Annotated in this window: 15 protein-coding genes; 12 read left to right on the top strand and 3 right to left on the bottom strand. The window is 40.0% G+C overall.

The genetic code is table 11. The features are described 5' to 3' along the window. Positions 1 to 16: 16 nt before the first annotated feature. Entirely contained in the window at positions 17 to 1,030 is a 1,014-nt protein-coding gene (locus OZ002_RS02520; RefSeq protein ID WP_002331433.1) for an alpha/beta hydrolase, read from the top strand. Between the two features lie 67 nt (positions 1,031 to 1,097). Here the strand turns inward: OZ002_RS02520 and OZ002_RS02515 are convergent, their stop codons facing one another. Continuing rightward, complete coding sequence (locus OZ002_RS02515) at positions 1,098 to 2,132, bottom strand: LacI family DNA-binding transcriptional regulator (RefSeq protein WP_002331432.1); 1,035 nt, start codon at positions 2,130 to 2,132, stop codon at positions 1,098 to 1,100. A gap of 113 nt (positions 2,133 to 2,245) precedes the next feature. Here OZ002_RS02515 and OZ002_RS02510 point away from each other — a divergent pair, with 113 nt between their 5' ends. The 10 genes from OZ002_RS02510 to pheA all read left to right on the top strand — a co-directional run bounded on the left by OZ002_RS02510 (position 2,246) and on the right by pheA (position 15,024). Further along, the gene (locus OZ002_RS02510; protein ID WP_156248974.1) at positions 2,246 to 4,471 is read left to right on the top strand and encodes an alpha-galactosidase; all 2,226 of its coding nucleotides are present in this window, start codon (positions 2,246 to 2,248) and stop codon (positions 4,469 to 4,471) included. A gap of 17 nt (positions 4,472 to 4,488) precedes the next feature. Continuing rightward, entirely contained in the window at positions 4,489 to 6,372 is a 1,884-nt protein-coding gene (locus OZ002_RS02505) for a glycoside hydrolase family 2 TIM barrel-domain containing protein (protein ID WP_002331430.1), read from the top strand. After that, entirely contained in the window at positions 6,353 to 7,327 is a 975-nt protein-coding gene (locus OZ002_RS02500) for a beta-galactosidase small subunit (protein ID WP_002289516.1), read from the top strand. Before OZ002_RS02505 ends, OZ002_RS02500 begins: the two co-directional genes overlap by 20 nt. 658 nt (positions 7,328 to 7,985) lie before the next feature. After that, positions 7,986 to 9,008, top strand: coding sequence for a 3-deoxy-7-phosphoheptulonate synthase (aroF, locus tag OZ002_RS02495; protein ID WP_002331429.1), 1,023 nt, complete (start codon positions 7,986 to 7,988; stop codon positions 9,006 to 9,008). A gap of 32 nt (positions 9,009 to 9,040) precedes the next feature. Further along, positions 9,041 to 10,105 carry a 3-dehydroquinate synthase gene (gene aroB, locus OZ002_RS02490; protein ID WP_002331428.1) on the top strand — a complete coding sequence of 355 codons (1,065 nt, stop codon included), beginning with the start codon at positions 9,041 to 9,043 and terminating at the stop codon, positions 10,103 to 10,105. A gap of 1 nt (position 10,106) precedes the next feature. Further along, a complete protein-coding gene (gene aroC, locus OZ002_RS02485; RefSeq protein ID WP_049141764.1) occupies positions 10,107 to 11,273 on the top strand; it encodes a chorismate synthase in 1,167 nt (388 codons plus the stop codon). Between the two features lie 16 nt (positions 11,274 to 11,289). Next, positions 11,290 to 12,381, top strand: a complete 1,092-nt coding sequence (locus OZ002_RS02480; protein ID WP_002338786.1) for a prephenate dehydrogenase — start codon at positions 11,290 to 11,292, stop codon at positions 12,379 to 12,381. 12 nt (positions 12,382 to 12,393) lie between these two features. Continuing rightward, on the top strand, positions 12,394 to 13,689 hold the full coding sequence (gene aroA / locus OZ002_RS02475) for a 3-phosphoshikimate 1-carboxyvinyltransferase (RefSeq protein WP_220723360.1): 1,296 nt from the start codon (positions 12,394 to 12,396) through the stop codon (positions 13,687 to 13,689). Then, on the top strand, positions 13,682 to 14,191 hold the full coding sequence (locus tag OZ002_RS02470) for a shikimate kinase (RefSeq protein WP_156248977.1): 510 nt from the start codon (positions 13,682 to 13,684) through the stop codon (positions 14,189 to 14,191). The genes aroA and OZ002_RS02470 overlap by 8 nt, the downstream gene beginning before the upstream one ends. Then, a complete protein-coding gene (gene pheA, locus OZ002_RS02465) occupies positions 14,188 to 15,024 on the top strand; it encodes a prephenate dehydratase (protein ID WP_081156643.1) in 837 nt (278 codons plus the stop codon). Before OZ002_RS02470 ends, pheA begins: the two co-directional genes overlap by 4 nt. A 62-nt stretch (positions 15,025 to 15,086) precedes the next feature. Here the strand turns inward: pheA and OZ002_RS02460 are convergent, their stop codons facing one another. Together OZ002_RS02460 and OZ002_RS02455 are read right to left on the bottom strand one after the other, a co-directional pair. Beyond that, positions 15,087 to 16,823 carry a cache domain-containing sensor histidine kinase gene (locus OZ002_RS02460; protein WP_058140184.1) on the bottom strand — a complete coding sequence of 579 codons (1,737 nt, stop codon included), beginning with the start codon at positions 16,821 to 16,823 and terminating at the stop codon, positions 15,087 to 15,089. Further along, the gene (locus tag OZ002_RS02455) at positions 16,820 to 18,328 is read right to left on the bottom strand and encodes a response regulator transcription factor (protein ID WP_002331422.1); all 1,509 of its coding nucleotides are present in this window, start codon (positions 18,326 to 18,328) and stop codon (positions 16,820 to 16,822) included. Before OZ002_RS02455 ends, OZ002_RS02460 begins: the two co-directional genes overlap by 4 nt. Positions 18,329 to 18,601: 273 nt before the next feature. On the opposite strand from OZ002_RS02455, the gene OZ002_RS02450 reads away from it, so the two are divergent. After that, positions 18,602 to 19,888 carry an ABC transporter substrate-binding protein gene (locus OZ002_RS02450; RefSeq protein ID WP_061605185.1) on the top strand — a complete coding sequence of 429 codons (1,287 nt, stop codon included), beginning with the start codon at positions 18,602 to 18,604 and terminating at the stop codon, positions 19,886 to 19,888. Positions 19,889 to 19,947 lie beyond the last annotated feature (59 nt).

The following is a 19,947-nucleotide window of genomic DNA, read 5'->3' as shown; positions in this document are numbered from 1 at the left end:
CTACTGAGGGAGCCTTATGAAAAAGAAAATTCTTAAATTTATCGGATGGTTCTTCGGAATCATTCTTGGGATCGCGTTTGCAATCTTTCTTGCCTTCCAGCTTTCCCCCAGACCTGGAGCATTCTTGATCAACCATATGTTTTCAAATACTGTTCAAATCACTGATAAAAAAACGTTCGATCAAGCAGAAAAAAACGTGGCGAAAAAAACAGATTTGACGTATGAGTCCAAGTATAAAGAGAATACTTATGACATCTACTATCCAAAAAACAGCAAGGGGCCTGTTCCTGTTCTATTTTGGGTACATGGTGGAGGATTCGTCGGCGGAGATAAATCGGGTGTCAAAGAATTTGCGACAAAATTAGTTTCAGACGCCAACATCGCAGTGGTTGCGATGAATTATGAATTAGCGCCTGATTCAGAATACCCTAATCAAGTTCTTCAAGTGAATGAACTGATCAAAGATTTATTAGCTGAAGAAAAAGACGACAAATTGCTAGACATGGAACAATTATTTTTTGGTGGAGATAGTGCAGGTTCACAAATCGCATTGCAATATGCAGCTATACAAACGAATGATGCGTATGCTAAACAAATGAAAATCAAACAGCTACTTCCAAAAGATAGTCTGAAAGGAACCATTTCTTATTGCGGACCTGTTGATTTGAAGCTAACAGCACAGCAGCATTCGGATGATCGATTTATGAAGTTTTTCGTCAAAACCGTTGCGTGGTCGTTGATTGGAACAAAAGATTGGAAAACGAGTGAGCAATTGAAAGAAGCCAGTGTGGCTGACCATGTTTCTAAGGAATTTCCGCCAACGTATATAACTGACGGAAATGCTTACTCATTCCAAGAACAAGGTCAAGCATTAGAAAACCGATTGACAGAATTAAAAGTACCCGTACAATCCTTGTTTTATACAGATACAAAAAAAGAGATTACTCATGAATACCAATTTGATTACACGTTAAAAGAATCGCAAAATTGTTACCAGCAGACATTGTATTTTGTGAATAAGTATAAGTAAGAGGCTGTGATCCTGCCGTTTAGTTTTGAGTATGAAGAAACTAAGCGGCTTTTTCACAACCTCTCTTTCAATACCTTTTTGTTCTTGGGATAAAACTTTCCCTAACAATCAATCGTGCAGGATAAGTCAAAATGATTGGTTCGTCCCGTATACCGTCAATTCGCTCCAATGCCATTCGAACAGCTGCTTGCCCAATTGATTTCGCATTGATTTGAACACTGGTCAAGCCAGGGGAGAGATTTGCAATTGTCTCGATATTATCGAAGCTTGCTACAACAATCTCTTCTCCAATTTGGATGTTTTTTTGCTTCAATGCCCGATAGACACCGATTGCCATTGGATCGCTCCCGACAAGAATGGCAGTAGGAAGAGGGGATTCATTTTCTAATAGATCAGTCGCAAGTACCTCACCTTGTTTTTCTGTCCAGCCACCTAGATGATAAGACATATATTTTTCTAAGTGATGATCGATCATAAAATGCTGATAGGCACGCATCCTCTTTTCATTTATAGAAATCTGCTTCCCACCGAATTCATCCATATCGACTTTATATCCCCCGATATAGGCTATTCTTTTATGACCATTTTCTAAGAACAATTCCAGTACGGTTTTAGTCATCCGTTCAAGATCTGCATACACCATATCGACCTCTTGCTGGATGTCAGGGTTATCCACGACGACTATTTGCATGTTTTGTTTTAACAAGGCGGTAATCGATTCTTTCGTAACAGTCCCAACAACGATCACCGCACCTAACTGATCTAGATCTTCCCATTGTTTAGGATTATCAGATAGATTATAGATTCGATTCATCCCTAAATGCAGACGTCGAGCTTCTTCTTCCATTCCTACTCGCAAATGTTTGTAATAGATATCCTGTTCTTCGCTCGCTTTGCCGATCGTAGAGATCACACCAATCGAAGGCATTCTCTTTTTGATATATTTACGAGTACTGATGTCATAATCCAACGCAGCAGCTGCCTCTACTATCCGTTGCCGAGTAGCCTGAGCCACATGGATCGTCTGATCGTTATTCAACACGCGGGAAACTGTAGCAGGAGAGACATTTGCCTTTCGTGCGACATCTCTAATTCCAACCATTTTTACACACTCCTCAAAAAAATAAAAATTTTTATTGACAAAATTGTTTAGTAAACAGTATACAGGAATTATAAAAAAAAGTAAACGGTTTCCGTTTTGATGGGAGTGAAATGATGGATATTACGCATAGAAAAACAGAAAAAAATTTCATCTTATTTGATGAAAAGAGCCGAGTCTTCCATTTACGAAATACATTTCTTTCTTATCTGATAAAGATAGAAGAGAGCAATGTATTGGCGCATATTTATTTTGGCAAACCAGTCAAGCAGTACAAAGACAATAAAAATTATCCCCGAAGAGATCGTGGATTTTCAGGAAATGTTCCCTTAAATCCTGACCGGTCTCTGTCGAAAGATACACTACCGCAAGAATACTCTTCTCATGGCAGCATGGACTTTCGAACGCCCGCATCGATCATTCAGCGCAAGAATGGGTCAGACTTACTGGATCTGAGATATGACAGCCATTATATTACAGATGGGAAGCCAGAGATCGAAGGCTTGCCTCAAACTTATGTGATGGACAAGTCAGAGGCACAAACGTTGGTGATTTCACTTAAGGATAGAGAAACAGCGATTTATTTCGATTTGTTCTATACCATATTTACTGATAGGGCAGTGATCACACGATCTGTAAAGATAAGAAATGAAACCGGAGAAACAATCAAACTAGAAAAAGCAGCTAGTTTCCAGCTAGACTTTGCCCATACTAGGCGATTTGATGAAGTCATTGCTTTGCCAGGAGCACATGTCAATGAAAGACAGATTTCACGGCAATCTGTTTTATCTGGAACAAAAGTATTTGAAAGCCGTCGAGGAACGAGCAGTCACCATATGAATAACTTTATTGCTTTAGTTCATCATCATACGACAGAAAATACTGGAGAAGCGATCGGACTTCAATTTGTTTATTCCGGCAACCATTCTTTCGAACTTGAAAAAGATCAAATCAATCAATTGAGAGTCGTCGGTGGGATCAACAGCCATCGTTTTTCGTGGGAATTGAATGCAGGCCAGTCTTTTCAAACACCTGAAATGATCCTTTCTTACTCAAGTCAGGGATTGAACAAAATGAGTCAGATCCACCATGAGTTGCTACGTGAAAGAATCGCAAGAGGTCGTCATCAATTTGCTGAACGGCCGATTCTGGTCAATAACTGGGAAGCCACTTACTTTGACTTCAATAGTGAAAAAATCAAGGCGATCATTGATGAAGCAAAGGAGCTAGGCATCGAAATGTTCGTATTAGATGATGGCTGGTTTGGAAAAAGAGATACGGACAATTCTTCATTAGGAGACTGGTTCGAGTATGAAGGCAAGTTGACAAATGGATTACGTGAAATAGCAGATTATGCTCATAGCAAAGGGTTGAAATTTGGTTTATGGTTTGAACCTGAAATGATCTCGGTTGATTCTGAACTGTATCGAACACATTCTGATTTTCTTATGCAGGAGCCAGGTAGAATGCCTTCTGCTTCCAGATCACAACATGTACTGGATTTTACAAGGTTAGATGTTCGGCAGACGATTGAGAAACAAATGAGAAAGATTTTAGATACGATTCCTCTTGACTACATCAAATGGGATATGAACCGTTCGCTTTCAGATGCCTATTCGATTACCCTTGACCCACAGAGACAAGGAGAAGTAGCGCATCGTTATATGCTCGGGCTTTATGAACTACTTGAACATTTGACAACTGATTATCCGGAAATCTTATGGGAAGGCTGTTCTGGTGGAGGTGGACGGTTTGATGCCGGGTTTATTTATTATATGCCGCAGTCATGGACAAGTGATAACACGGATGCAGTGGAGCGTATGAAAATCCAATATGGAACAAGCCTTGCTTATCCGATTTCGTCCATCACAGCTCATGTATCAGCTGTACCAAATCATCAGACCGACAGATCTACTTCGTTGAAAACAAGAGGAGAAACAGCTATGAGCGCTGTTTTTGGTTATGAACTGGATTTGACAAAGCTGTCTCCTGAAGAAAAAAAGCAAGTCAAAGACCAAATTATATCCTATCAAACGATTCGTCCGGTGATCCAGTATGGCCATTATTATCGTTTGGCGAGTCCTTTTGAAGAAAATATTGCCGCATGGATGTTTGTGTCTCCTAAACAAGATGAAGCTATTGTGTTTTTAGGGAGGATACTAGCTTCAGCTCAACCAGCATTCCATGAAGTATATCTGATGGGGTTAGATGATGAGGCACTTTATCAGGAACAGACCTCGAAGCGGATATTTTCGGGGGCCGAATTGATGACAGTTGGACTTTACTTCCCCGATTTTCAAGGTGATTTCCAAACAGAACTGCTTCATTTCAAAAAGTTATGAGAGAGAAGGAAAAAAGTATGAAAGCAAATATAAAATGGTTAGATGATCCACAAGTTTTTAGAGTGAACCAATCAAATGCACATAGCGATCATGTTTGCTATGCAACAAGGGAAGAAGTAGAAACCACATCCTCCCTTAAACAGTCTTTAAATGGATCATGGCGTTTTTGTTATTCGCCAAATCCTTCGGTACGACCAAAAACATTTTATAAAAAAGATTTTGATGCCTGTTCTTTTGATGAAATCACTGTTCCTAGTCATATTGAATTAGCAAATTATGACAAGATCCATTACATCAATACGATGTATCCGTGGGAGGGACATGTATTTCGCCGTCCCCCTTTCACGACAAGCCCTGAGAAAGAGGCGGAAGGGATCTTTTCAGCTGCTAAAGACAATCCGGTTGGTTCGTATTTGACGACTTTTCGATTAGAAGAAGGTCTAAAGGGAAAACAAATCTCGATTCATTTTGCTGGTGTAGAACAAGCAATGTTTATTTGGTTGAATGGTCATTTTATCGGGTATGCCGAAGATTCGTTCACTCCGTCTGAATTTGATTTAACATCTTATTTGGAAGAAGAAAATATTCTAGCTGTGGAGGTTTACAAAAGAAGTACAGCTGCATTCTTGGAAGATCAGGACTTTTTCCGATTTTTTGGGATCTTCAGAGATGTCTTCTTAGTTGCTCGAGGACAAAACCATTTAGAAGATCTTTGGATCAAACCTCGCTTAGATGACAAATGTCAAAATGGCAAACTTGAAGTAGATTTGTCTTTTGAGCAAGTAGCCAAAAACAGTCAGCTGAATGTAGCGATACTAGATCCTGATGGGAAGGAAATCTATCAACAGCAATATCCGTTAAAAGAGCAAATGACGATTCGCATCGATGGATTTGAAAATGTGGCACTGTGGGGGCATTTTCAGCCCAATTTATATAAGCTTGAATTGGAGACGATAGACGAAGAAAAAAGAGTAACAGAATATATTGAGTATTCCTTCGGTTTTCGTAAAATCGAAATCAAAGATAAAATCATATACTTCAATGGAAAACGGATGATTATCAACGGGGTAAATCGACATGAGTGGCATCCGAAAAAAGGACGCGCCATCACTATAGAAGATATGGAAAAAGATTTGGCTATCATAAAAAATGCAAAGATCAACGGCGTACGGACATCTCATTACCCCAACCAGATCACTTGGTATTATTTATGCGACCAAGCAGGGATCCATGTGATGGCGGAAACGAACCTCGAATCCCATGGCTCATGGCAAAAAATGGGCGCATTTGAGCCTTCTTACAACGTACCAGGTGCAGTACCTCAGTGGCAGGCGGCTGTTCTTGATCGAGCAAAAACGAATTTCGAAACATTAAAAAACCATCCAAGTATTCTTTTTTGGTCTCTTGGAAATGAATCTTATGCGGAAGAAAACATTCGACAAATGAACGATTACTTCAAAAAAGTAGACCCCGATCGACTTGTCCATTATGAAGGGAATTTTCCAAATCCAGCATTCGAAGATTCGATTTCAGATGTAAAAAGCTGCATGTATGCGCCACCAGAAGAGATCATTGACTACCTTGAAAATAAAGCGGAAAAACCGTTCATCTTATGTGAATACATGCATGACATGGGGAATTCGTTAGGTGGAATGGATTCTTACATGACGTTGCTTGATCGTTATGAAATGTACCAAGGAGGCTATATATGGGATTTTAAAGATCAGGCGATCCAAGTGACTGATCCAATCACTGGTAGAGAAGTGATGCGCTATGGCGGTGACTTTGACGATAAACCAAGTGACTATGAATTCTCAGGGAATGGAATCGTTTTTGCAGATGGACAAGAAAAACCCGCCATGCAGGAGGTAAGATATTATTATGAAAAATACAGTAAATAAAAGTCATATGGATACGGAAAAAGTTGCAATCGTCTTCGGCGACTGTACATTAGGTGTCAAATCGGGAAATACGCATTATATTTTTTCTTATACAAGAGGCGGACTGGAATCGCTCAATAAAAACGGAAAAGAATGGCTATACCGGGAAACACTTCCAGTTTTTTGGCGAGCAACGACCGATAATGACAGAGGTAGCGGATTTGGATTTAAATCCGGTATGTGGTTAGGAGCCGGATTGTATCCAAAAGTCAAAGAAATAGAAGTACTGGTGGACAATAAAAAGATCGATTTGCCGATTGCTCCAGTAAATAATCAATATTCAAGTAATGAATACGCTGAAACGGTTGAAATCATTTTTACACTGGAAATCAACACAGTACCAAAAACCCAAGTGACAATTTCCTACCAAATCGCTGGAGAGGGTAAAATGCTTGTCAATATGCATTATTATGGACAAAAAGGATTACCGGAATTACCCGCATTGGGTTTAAGGTTCATTATGCCAACGAAAGCAAAATTTTTTGAGTATGAAGGCCTATCAGGGGAAACATATCCGGATCGGATGGCTGGTGGTGTCGAAGGTATTTATAAAGTGGCAGGACTCCCCGTTTCCCCATACCTTGTTCCCCAAGAATGCGGCATGCATATGGAAACGAAATGGGTAGAACTAACAAGAAATCAAACGTTGGATAATACGGATAAAGATCAAGAAGATTTTTCGTTGCGATTTGAACAGCAGGATACGCCATTTGCTTTTTCCGCTTTACCATTCAAAGCAGAAGAACTGGAACAGGCAACACATATAGAAGAACTACCGCCAGAAAGACGAACGGTTCTTACGATTTTTGCAAAAGTAAGAGGAGTCGGGGGTATCAATAGCTGGGGAGCGGATGTTGAGTCACCTTACCGAATCAGCAGCGAAGAGGACCATGAAATCGGCTTTATTATTCAGTAGCAATCTTTAGATTATTATTTGAAAAACGGAGTTTACAAGACAAAGCTGCTTTATTCTATATGTCATGAACAAGAGAGTAAAAAAGTTCTCAGATACTTTTGTTCATGACTATTTTCTTCAATAAAACCAATTGTTATTTTTCTGAAAAACAAAGTTAACTATCAGAAAATTAAAAAAAGTTTCATAAAAATGATTGACAGTCGATTTTTTTATGTCTATACTAGGTACAATTCTTACATCAGTTTGGAGCGATTTTTTATGAAATCTAGAAAACTTACAAAACTGAATACGTATTACTTTAGCTATTTTAGATAGGTTTGTATTCATAACTTCGTGGGTACAAACAAACCAGGTTTGTATCTATGATGGCTAAAGATTTTTAAACACGACTTACAGCCACGTAGAGAAATTCATCTATAGTGGCTATTTTATATTTTTGCAGCGCTTTTTAAGGCTCGTTGAAGATGTTCACTGTAGAGGCAATTTCCTACAGGGACATCTTTTTTTGTTGATTATCTGGGTCATAAGTAGGAAAGAAGGAGCGAAAATGAGAACAACAGGACACGGTCATTTAGTAGGAATTAATGTAAAACCACCTTGAAAAAGTAGAGAAAATCAGCCAAGATAGATAAGTAAACAAAAGAAAGCGGGAAAAACAATGATAGTAATTATGAAAAAAGAAGCAACGGAAGAACAAATAAAAAAAGTCGTCGATCATATCGAAAAAGAAGGATTCAAAGTCTCAATCGATCAAGGAACAGAACGAGTAGTGATTGGACTAAAAGGTGATACGCGAAGTTTACAAGAAGGAGCATTTACACGCTATGAAGGAGTAGAAAATGCTGTGCGTATTTTAAACACATACAAATTGACTTCTCGAGAATTCCATCCTGGCAATACAGTCGTGGATGTAGACGGAGTAAAAATTGGTGACGGCAGTTTCGTGACGATGGCTGGTCCTTGTTCTATCGAAGGATTAGACCAAATCAGAGAATGTGCGCGAATGGCCAAAGCCGGGGGCGCAAAAATTCTGCGAGGTGGTGCCTTCAAACCACGTACTTCTCCATATGCTTTCCAAGGTTTAGAAGAAGAAGGATTGAAATACATCCGTCAAGCGGCTGATGAATTTGGAATGAAAGTGATTACTGAAGTGATGGATGAAGGGCATATCGACATGGTGGCTGAGTACAGCGATATCCTACAGATTGGCGCACGTAATATGCAAAATTTTAAACTGCTATCTGCTGTCGGTAAAACAGGTAAACCTGTTGGATTGAAACGTGGAATTTCCGGTACGATCAATGAATGGCTTAATGCTGCAGAATACATTGCAGTCGAAGACAAATCTCCTGTCATTTTTATCGAACGTGGGATTCGGACTTACGAAACAGCGACACGTAATACGTTTGATTTAAGTGCTGTCCCATTGATGAAAAAATTAACTCATTTCCCTGTGATTGTTGATCCAAGTCATGGTACAGGAATTTGGGAACTTGTACCACCAATGGCTCGTGCGGGTGTGGCAAGCGGAGCAGATGGCATGATCGTAGAGATCCATCCTGATCCTGCAAATGCTTGGTCAGACGGTCCCCAATCGTTGAATGAAAAGACTTACTCACGCATGATGAAAGAAGTTACGATCATGAAAGAAGCAATGGAAAAGATTCAGACACTCGATTAATTCCAGCTTTTTAAAAGAAAGAAGTGAAACGAATGCTTACTGTACATGTTGATAACCAAAAATACGATATTCATATTGAAAAAGGCGCACTAGAACAGGCTGGATCATGGCTTCAAACGATTTGGAGACCTCAAAAAGTAGCTGTGATCACTGATACAAACGTTGCTCCACTATATGCAGAAAAAATCATGTTCCAATTGAGACAAGCTAATTTTGAACCAGTCCTTTCAATCGTACCGGCGGGTGAGACCAGTAAATCTTTAGAACAAGCAGCTGAGTTATACGATTTTTTAGCAGATAATGATTTTACCCGCAGCGATGGGATAATTGCACTTGGTGGAGGAATGGTGGGTGATCTAGCCGCATTCGTGGCCTCGACGTTCATGCGTGGGATCCATTTCGTTCAAATTCCGACTACGCTACTTGCACAAGTAGATTCTAGTATTGGCGGGAAGACAGCAGTCAATACAAACAAAGCGAAAAACCTTGTCGGAACATTTAGTCAGCCAGCTGGTGTATTGATTGATCCTGAGGTTCTAAAAACTTTGCCGGTACGTCGTTTACGAGAAGGAATCGCTGAAATCATCAAATCAGCAGCTATAGCAGATGCAACGCTTTGGAAACAGCTGAACGAGCTGAAAGACGAAAAAGATCTTCTGGAACATGCTGTTCCAATCATTACTGCTACGTTGGAAATCAAACGAAAAGTAGTGGAAGAAGATGTCTTTGACCAAGGAAATCGACTTATTTTAAATTTTGGTCATACAATTGGCCATGCAATTGAAAATACAGCAGGATATGGGGTAGTCAGTCATGGAGAAGGAGTAGCTATTGGAATGGTAGCCATCACTTCTCATGCAGAAAAAATCGGCTTGTCTCCAACTGGATCGACAGCTGCTTTAGAAAGGATACTTCAAAAATTCCATCTGCCGATTACGTACGATCTAAGTCATCCAGATGAATTATTCCACGCGATAACCCATGATAAGAAAGCAAGAGGAAGCCAATTGAATATCATCTTACTAGAAAAGATTGGGCAAGCAAAAATCGTTCCTGTTCCCACAGAGACATTCAAAGATTACTTAGGAGGACTGTAAGATGCGTTATATGACTGCGGGAGAATCCCATGGACCAGAATTAACAGCGATTATTGAAGGACTACCAGCAGGATTACCTCTGTCAGAAGAAGAAATCAATTATGAACTCGCTCGCAGACAAGCTGGTTACGGCAGAGGAGGAAGGATGAAGATCGAAAAAGATCGTGTTCGGATTACGTCTGGCATCCGTCACGGCAAAACAATTGGTTCACCTGTCACTTTAGTGGTAGAAAATAAAGATTGGAAAAATTGGACAACTGTCATGTCTGTAGCAGAAGTGCCTGAAAAAGACCAATCACTGCGGCGAGTTGCACGTCCGCGTCCAGGACACGCGGATTTGGTAGGCGGTATGAAATACCATCATCGAGATCTTCGGAATGTGCTTGAACGGTCCTCTGCAAGAGAGACGACCATGCGTGTAGCAATCGGCGCAATTGCCAAGAAAATTCTGGAAGAACTTGACATCATCGTAGCAGGACACGTGATTTGTCTTGGTGGAATCCAAGCAGAAATACCTGGAAATATCTCGATTCAAGAAATCAAAGAAATTTCTGAAGCGTCAGAAGTACGAGTTGTTGATCCAGCAGTTGAGCAAAGAATAAAAGATTTGATCGATCAGACAAAGAAAAATGGAGATACGATCGGAGGAATTGTAGAAGTGCTCGTTGGAGGTGTTCCAGCTGGATTAGGAAGCTACGTACAATGGGACACGAAGCTAGATGCCAAAATTGCACAAGCTGTGGTTAGTATCAATGCTTTTAAAGGCGTAGAATTTGGGGTCGGATTCACTTCTGGTTCATTACCAGGCTCAGAAGTGATGGATGAGATCCTATGGGAAGAAGAAAGAGGCTATTTCCGACGTACCAATAATCTAGGCGGCTTCGAAGGCGGAATGACCAATGGCGAACCACTTGTCATTCGCGGGGTCATGAAACCCATCCCTACATTGTACAAGCCACTTCAAAGTGTTGATATCGATACAAAAGAACCTTACAAAGCAAGTGTAGAACGTTCGGATAGTACAGCAGTTCCTGCAGCTAGCGTCGTTGCGGAAAATGTTGTAGCCACTGTGGTAGCGACAGAGCTATTGTCAAAATTCCCAAGTGATTCGCTTGTTGAGTTGAAAGTTGCAGTGAAGGAGTACCGTGACTACTTGAAACATTATTAAAAAGGGGGCAAATAAGATGGCACAACATGTTTTTATCGTGGGGCTTGGACTGATTGGTGCTTCTATGGCACTTTGTATTCGTCAGACCAATCCAGAACTGATAGTAGTTGGTTGGGATAGTCAGTCAAAAACCCGTGAGCAAGCAGTAGAACAGCAGATCGTTGATTACGTTGCAAATGATTTTGAAACAGGTGCAGAACAAGCAGACGTTATCTTATTAGCCGTTCCCGTCCGTACAACCTTAGCTTATCTTGATGTCCTTGAAAGAATCAACTTGTCTGATCACGTCATCATTACGGATGTCAGCAGTACGAAGCAGCAAGTCGTGACATCCGCTGAGCAGAAAAATCTTCGGTTTGTCGGTGGACATCCAATGGCTGGTTCTCATAAATCAGGTATACAGGCAGCAGATGCTAAACTATTTGAAAATGCCTATTACATCTTTACACCTTTGGAGAAGACGAAAAAAGATGTTGAAAAACTGCAAGAACTATTTTGCGGAACCAAAGCAAAATATGTAACTCTTACAGCAAGAGAACATGACCGTATAACAGGAATGCTAAGTCATTTTCCACATATTCTGGCAGCTGGCTTAGTCAATCAGGCAGAACAATTCAATCAAGAGTATCCGCGAGCCAAACAACTGGCAGCAGGAGGCTTTCGAGATATCACTAGGATCGCTTCCTCGGATCCTGTTATGTGGACAGATATTTTGTTGAGCAATAAGCAGATATTATTGGAACGATTGGCGGATTGGCAGCAAGAAATGGCACAAATAGCAGAATGGATCATGACTGAGAACCAATCGGAAATCTTTTCTTTTTTCAATCGAGCAAAAGAAAGTCGAGACCAGTTGCCTATCCATAAGCAAGGCGCGATTCCCGCCTTTTTTGATTTATTTATCGATGTGCCAGATGAACCTGGCGTGATTGCAGAAGTAACTGGACTGATCGGAAAAGCGGGAGTTTCTTTGATTAATTTGAAGATCCAAGAGACCAGGGAAGATATTTTAGGAATACTGCAAATCAGTTTTAAAAACCAACAGGATTTGTTACAAGCAAAAAGAATCATTATGTCTAATACCAGTTATCATTGCTGGATCAAATAGGAGGCTGGATAAATGCAATTATTACAACAAATACATGGATTAAGAGGAACTGTTAGGATACCAGCAGACAAATCAATTTCTCATCGCAGCATCATGTTTGGGGCAATTGCGGAAGGAACGACGACTATACAAAATTTTTTGCGCGCAGCAGATTGTCTGAGTACTTTACATGCCTTCCAGCAATTAGGCGTTGAAATCGAAGAAGAGGAAGAGATGATCAAGATTCATGGTCGCGGTAGCCACTCATTTGTCCAACCAACCGAATCAATCGACATGGGAAACTCCGGTACGACCATACGTTTATTGATGGGTATTTTGGCTGGACAGCCTTTTACGACTACTCTGTTCGGGGATGCTTCGTTGTCTAAACGTCCAATGGGGCGAGTGATGGAACCTTTACGCGAGATGGGCGCTGACTTGCAAGGAAAAGAGAATGAGCAGTATCTACCAATCACTGTGACAGGAACCAACTCTTTATCACCTATCCGATACAATATGCCTGTAGCCAGTGCGCAAGTCAAATCTGCTTTGCTGTTTGCGGCACTACAAGCAGAAGGTACATCCGTAATCGTTGAGAAAGAACGTTCCCGTAACCATACGGAAGAAATGATTCGTCAATTTGGCGGAAGGATCTCAGTAGAAGGTAAAACAATCACGGTAACAGGACCACAAAAATTAACTGGTCAACAGATAACTGTTCCAGGCGATATTTCATCGGCTGCTTTCTTTCTAGCAGCAGGGCTTCTTGTTCCGGAAAGCCAACTGTTGTTAAAAAATGTCGGGGTCAATCCAACAAGAACCGGTATCTTAGATGTGTTGGAGGAGATGGGCGCAGCGATTACCCAGACGAATCACAATGAACAGAACCAATCGGCTGATTTAAGTGTCAAGACGAGTCATTTGAAGAAAGCAACGATTGGTGGAGAAATCATTCCACGTCTGATTGATGAATTGCCCATTCTAGCTTTAGTGGCTACTCAAGCAGAAGGAATCACGATCATCAAAGACGCAGAAGAATTAAAAGTAAAAGAAACCAACAGAATTGATGCGGTGGCAGAAGAATTACAGAAAATGGGAGCAAAGATAAAAGCGACAGCAGACGGTCTGATCATCCATGGGCCGACACCTCTGCATGGCGCAAAAGTGTCCAGCAGAGGCGATCATCGAATCGGTATGATGCTGCAAGTAGCTGCTTTGATAGCTGATGGACCTTGCGAACTAGAAGGAGCTGAAGCTGTTTCAATCTCTTATCCGGCATTTTTTGACGATTTAGCAGAACTTGTGTCAGGAGGAGAAGCTCATGGCTAGCATTTTGCTGATTGGTTTCATGGGCGCTGGAAAAACAACAATCGGTAAAGGGTTAGCTCAACGTTTACAAAAAGAGTATGTAGATTTAGATACAAAGATTGAGGAACATATCCAATTGTCGATTGCCGAATATTTTCACTATTACGGTGAAAAAAGCTTTCGAAAAGTGGAGTCAGATATTTTAAGAAATCTGTCAAATGAAGACAAAATTATCGCGACTGGTGGAGGGATTGTCCAAAGTGCAGAAAATCGGCGTTTTTTAAAAACACAGCCGATTGTTCTTTACTTAGAGGCAGAAGCGGACTGTCTAGTTGATCGTATCCAACAAGATGAAACGTCTATTCGACCTTTAGCTCTTGGAAAAACAAGAGAAGAAATAAAAGCATTATTGGCACAACGACTTTCTTGGTATGAAGAAAGTGCGACACATCGAATCAACACGACCAATCAAACACCAGAAAAGATCATCGATACCATTATAGAAAGGATCAAAAGCATATGAACGTCAGCTATCTAGGGCCAGAAAGTTCATTCACTTATCAGGCGGCTTGTCAGCTATTTCCTACAGAACAATTGACTGCGTATGCTTCCATCCCTGCTTGTTTGCGCGCTTTGTTTCGCAAACAAGTCGATCTGGCTGTCGTTCCTGTAGAGAATTCATTGGAAGGATCTGTTCATCACACAATCGATCTTCTTTCCAAACATCCAGAAGTCGAAGTTAAAAGTGAAATCGTTCTTCCTATCAAGCAGCAGCTTTTAGGCAATCCAGCAACAAAGATTACAAAAATCCTTTCACATCCACAAGCACTAGCACAATCACAACAGTTTTTAGAAACGCATTATCCTAATGTTCCTTTAGTAGCAACAGAATCAACAACTGCTGCAGCAATGTATGTAGCAGAACATCCGAAAGAAGACGCAGCAGCGATTGCTTCATTAGAAACAGCACAGCATGTTGGATTGGAGATCTTAGCTGAGAATATCCAAGATAATGAGTTGAACCAGACACGTTTTTGGATCGTAGGTGCCCGAAAGATGACCAGCCAGCAGTCAGCTCCAGTAAAAATGAGTGTCATCTTGACACTACCTGCTAATCGGCCAGGGATGCTTCATAAAATGCTGGCAGCTTTTGGCTGGCGGGAAATCAACTTAAGTAAGATTGAATCCCGACCATTGAAAACTAGCTTGGGAGAATATTTTTTCGTGATCGATTTGTTGTTGGACCGCCCAATGACATTAGTAGAGAATGCGCTCCAAGAAATCAAGATGCTCGGAGGAGAAAGTCAAATATTGGGCTGTTATCCAGTGCTGACAGTAGAAGAGACGCGTAGATGAAAGTCAAGAATACTGATTGATTTATTTAACTTAAAATAAAAAAATCAGCGCTTGGCTATTCTTTATTTTTGATATTCTGATTGATTTTTAGGAAGAAGCGGTAGACAAATCGTTACAGTCGTTCCTGTCCCAATCACTGATTGGATCGTTAAGCCATATGCATCGCCATACATTAGGCGTATCCGCTCATCTACATGGCTGATGCCGATTCCTGAAAAATGATCATTTTTTTGTTTGGTATTTTCAGTATCGAAGCCATCGCCGTTATCAATCACTTCGAATAAAAGAAGCTGATTTTTTGTTTTGCCGTACACCGTGATGAATCCTTGCGTTTTATTGTGAAAAGCATGAAGATAGGCGTTTTCGATAATTGGTTGAAGGATCATATTCGGCATAGATAATGACTGCAGTTCATCAGGAATCATTATTTTAGCCGAGATTCTTTCGCCATATCGCATACTCAAAAGATCGATGTAACTTTGTACGCTTTTGATTTCTTCCTTGACTGGAATCACTTCTTCTTTTTTCCCAATCGTACTTCTTAGTAAAGTAATGAAACTGTCGATTCCTTGAACTGCTTCATCTGTTTTTTTCTGCCAAATCAAAAATTTCAAGCTAGTCAGCGTATTATAAATAAAATGGGGCTGTATCTGTGCTTGCATAGTTTGGATTTCAAGCGAACGTTTCTTCTTTTCGTCTTGGATCGTCTGTTCATAATGATGCTGCGCATTACTTAGCAATTGATTGATCGTATTCCCTAGCAATTGGACTTCATGGCTTCCTTGTACAGGAACAGTAGCTTTTAAGCCATCTTCCTCTAGCCATTTTAGCGAATCAATCAAGCGGTAGATCGATTTTGTGTGTCGATCCAAATACATAAATACCAATGAGCCAGCAAAAGCAAGTGTCACGATATTATACAAAATAATCGGAAAAATCACGCCCATTTGGTTAGACAAAGAATGAAGATCGACTTGACTGAGTAATGTACAATCCTGGCGGTACAAAGGAAGACGGGTCAACTGCTGTCCATTTGAAATCGTTGTTTCACCTACTGTTAGTTTTTTGAAAATCATTGATCGGCTCCCAAGTGTATTTTCTTCATTTGATGCGATGATCGTCTGTTCTTCGTTCATGAAGGAGATCTTCGATATCTCAGGATTTACTACAGATTGAAAAAGATTCGCTAGTTGCTTGGATGAGATCGATAAAACAGCATATCCGTAAACGTGATTCAATGTATTTTTCAGTTTTTTGACAAAGAAGACGCTGGGTGCTTTCTTATCGCGAAGAGTCAATCCGTGGTGTGCAAAAAGCATTTGTGTATCAGCAGCACGTTCATTCACTCTCTGAGCAATCGCAGATTGAAAAAAAGAATCGGCAGATACGGCAGTGAGCATGTCGTTTCCGACAAAAGTTCTTCCATTTTCTCCAAAGATCAATACATCGTAATCGATCATTGGATGGATTTTTGAAAGAGAGTCATTCATTTTTTGGATTGTTCTTAGTTGCTGAAGCTGTTCCATATGTTGGGCTGGATCATTGGAAAAATAGCTTTCGACAGCTGGATTAGAATCAAAAGCGGCTAATGTATTCTCGATTGTATCATTCAAACTTTCAAATTCAGATTGAATCTTTTTTAGTACCACATCATTCGATTGATTGAACAGCTGGATATAGGCATCCCTTGATCGATGATAAATAAACAAAGAGATGACGATGGCTTGCAGAAAAAGACCGATGAACAAAATGAACAGAAGTTTGGTAAAGAGTTCATGCTCTTTGATTTTTTTTCTCATTTTACAAAAGTTCCTTTACGGTATTGAGAAGGTGTCATTCCTGTCTCTTCTTTAAAAACTCTGGAGAAATAACCCAGTTCGGTATAGCCGACTTTCTCACAGATTTCCGTCAAAGTAAGCCGTGTTTCCGTTAAAAAGAGCTTGGCTTTACTGATACGGACTTTTTTTAGATATTTTGAAAAGTTGATGCCAAATTTTTCAGTAAAGATGGCTGAAAGATAGCTATATGAAAAATGATATTTTTCGGATAGAAGTTGTAAATTGATTTCTTTCTCATAATTTTCCTGGACGAACTCGTAGATCAAAGTCAAGATATCGAAATTGTCTTTTTTTGCATTTGCAGAAAAGTGGGTGAGTTTCTCAAGTGTTTCTTTGACAAGAATAGAAAAATCTTCGAAATACTCAGCATCGGCTAATAAAGAAGGAAGGGCGATCTTGAGCAAAGAAAGTTCTTCATTCCCAACATGCTCGTCAGCCAAAGCGTTGAGTAATGCATAGAAACGATTGATTGCCTCATGTTTCAAATAAGCTGGATCAATAGGCTGTTCCAATATCGTCGTGAAGAAATTCTCAAGTTCTTTGATAGCTAAAGCGTAGTCTTTATGAACGATTTTTGTTAAATAACTACTTGCTTGCTGCTCGTGGTTGGTTAATAACGGAAGAAGTTCATGCTGATAAGCAAGGTTCTTTCCCTTATGATAGAAACGTTGTCCTTTGGTGCAATTTCTGATCTCTTGGAATATTTCATTGATATCTTGGATTGCAAAAGAATCAGAAACAACAAAAAAATCACCTGGAAAAACTTCTTGACGAAACTTTTGAACAAACTTCCTAAGTGTATCTTTGGAATCAGTATTGATTACATAGCCGGATTCTTCCGAAAAGGTAGAAACAGGATAAATAGTAAACGAATCGTCGCTATCCATCAATGAATGGGTGATCGACTGTTTTTGTTTAGAGCCTTGTTTTAAACTGAATGGCCGTTTTTCGGTATATAACAGAAAAAACAGGGTGTGTTCAAAAAGAAGAGGGTCAAGCAATGGACGAGTTTGTCCAGCAATCTGCTGTGAAAGATTCTCGCAGATCTGCTCATAACGATTGGTGATTGGGCTTTTGTTGGGCTTTTTTTTGATTTTTTGTGAAACGGCAGTTAAGGAATTGAGAAAAAAATCAGGACTCAATCGAGGCTTTAAAAGATAATCAGCGACGCCTTCTTTAAAAGAATCTTTAACCATATCAAATTCATCATAGCTAGAGAGGATAAGAATCTGTGTTTCAGGTTGTTGCTGTTTTAATAGCCGCGATAATTCGATTCCATTTAATTCAGGCATCATTACATCTGTGACCACGATATCGATTGCATGTGCCAAAGAAAAGTCAAGCGCTTTCAATGGGCTGGAAAAAGTTCCTATTAATTGAAACCCGTGCTCAGACCAATTGATCAACTGTTTCATTCCGTCTAAAATCGTCTGTTCATCATCGATAAGAATTACGCGTATTGGCATTTTTTTACCCGCCTTAAGAATAGTCTTGTAATTTAAAAATACTTATTTCTAGGAGAAAATGCAAGGATATTTTTATTTTAAAGAAACCTCCGCCCTTTCGATCTTTGGTCTAGATGCTAAGATTATTCCTTTTGTCATAGTTGATTTGTATTTTTTTATTATTTTAGGAGAAATTTTTGAAGTATCTGGATAACAAAGAAACCGTTTTCAAATTTTGGTATGATGAATGTAGCAAACATAAACAACTAATGGATGGAAAAGGAGCGGATAAAAATGAACATCAGAAAGTTAATTGCTGGAGTCGTTTGTTTAGCGGCAGCATCAGGTTTCTTAACAGGATGCGGAAGTGCTAGTAGCACAGCAGACAACGAAGAAAAAGTCACTGTCTGGGCGTGGGATGAGACATTCAATATCAAAGCAGTGAATGAAGCAAAAAAAATTTATGAGAATGAAGAAACAGAGATAGAAGTTGTTACGATGTCTCAGGATGATATCGTTCAGAAACTGAACACCGCTTTAGCAAGCGGGAATACAGAAGGATTGCCCAATATCGTCTTGATTGAAGATTATAGGATACAAGGCTATTTGACTTCTTATCCAGATGCATTCGCTGATTTGTCTGCTATTGTAAAGGAAGATCATTTTGCACCGTATAAATTTGCGGTAAACAAAGTAGGAGAAAAAATATACGGTGTTCCTTTCGATTCGGGCGTAACAGCAAACTTCTATCGTACGGATCTGATGGCTGAAGCAGGCTATACAGAAGAGGATATGGAGAATCTGAAGTGGGACGAGTATATTCAAGTAGCGCGAGATGTCAAAGAAAAGACAGGAAAGAAAATCGCTGAAGTCAATCCTTCTGATCTTGGTCGAGTAAGAATGATTATGCAACAGGCGGGAGAATGGTATACGTCCAAAGATGGGGAGACAGTCACGATCCAAGACAATGCATCTTTAAAGTATGGTCTTGAATTATTTGCCACTCTTTTGAAAGAAGACTTAGTCGAACAAACTTCTGACTGGAATGCTGGAGTAACTGCGATACAATCAGGAGCAGTAGCTTCTAGCCCAACTGGCGCTTGGTATTCTTCAACGATCCAAGGAGCAGAAGACCAATCTGGAAAATGGAAGATTGCGCCAATACCTGCACTGCCAGAAAATTTACAAAAAGCGCAAGCTTCTAACCTTGGCGGAGCTGGCTGGTATGTGCTCAAAGGAGTAGCTGGAGAAGAATCAGCGAAAGATTTCCTCGAAGCAACGTTTGCATCGAATGAAGAACTGATGGGCACTCTTGCGAAAGAAATCGGACTGGTGTCTACGATGCTTAGTGCAAATGAACAAGAAGCTTATCAAGAAACTTCAGAATTTTACAGTGGCCAAAAGGTCTTTGATGATTTTTCCAAATGGACATCAGAAATTCCAGAAGTGAATTACGGACATGAGACCTATGCAATTGAAGCAGTCGTAGCCGAAGCTCTTCATCGAATCATCAATGGAGAAGAGACAGACAAGGTACTAGCAGATACACAAAAACAAGTAGAAGCACAGTTGGCTAATTGATTGGTGATAAAAAAGCAAATTTCTTCGCTTTTTCATCAAACAACCGAAAAGACAAAAAA

It is taken from the genome of Enterococcus sp. E4-150 (assembly GCF_035726465.1).
Taxonomy (GTDB): Bacteria; Bacillota; Bacilli; order Lactobacillales; family Enterococcaceae; genus Enterococcus_B; species Enterococcus_B faecium.
Note: the sequence above shows the minus strand (reverse complement) of the source record. Positions and strands in the feature narration are given on the sequence as shown.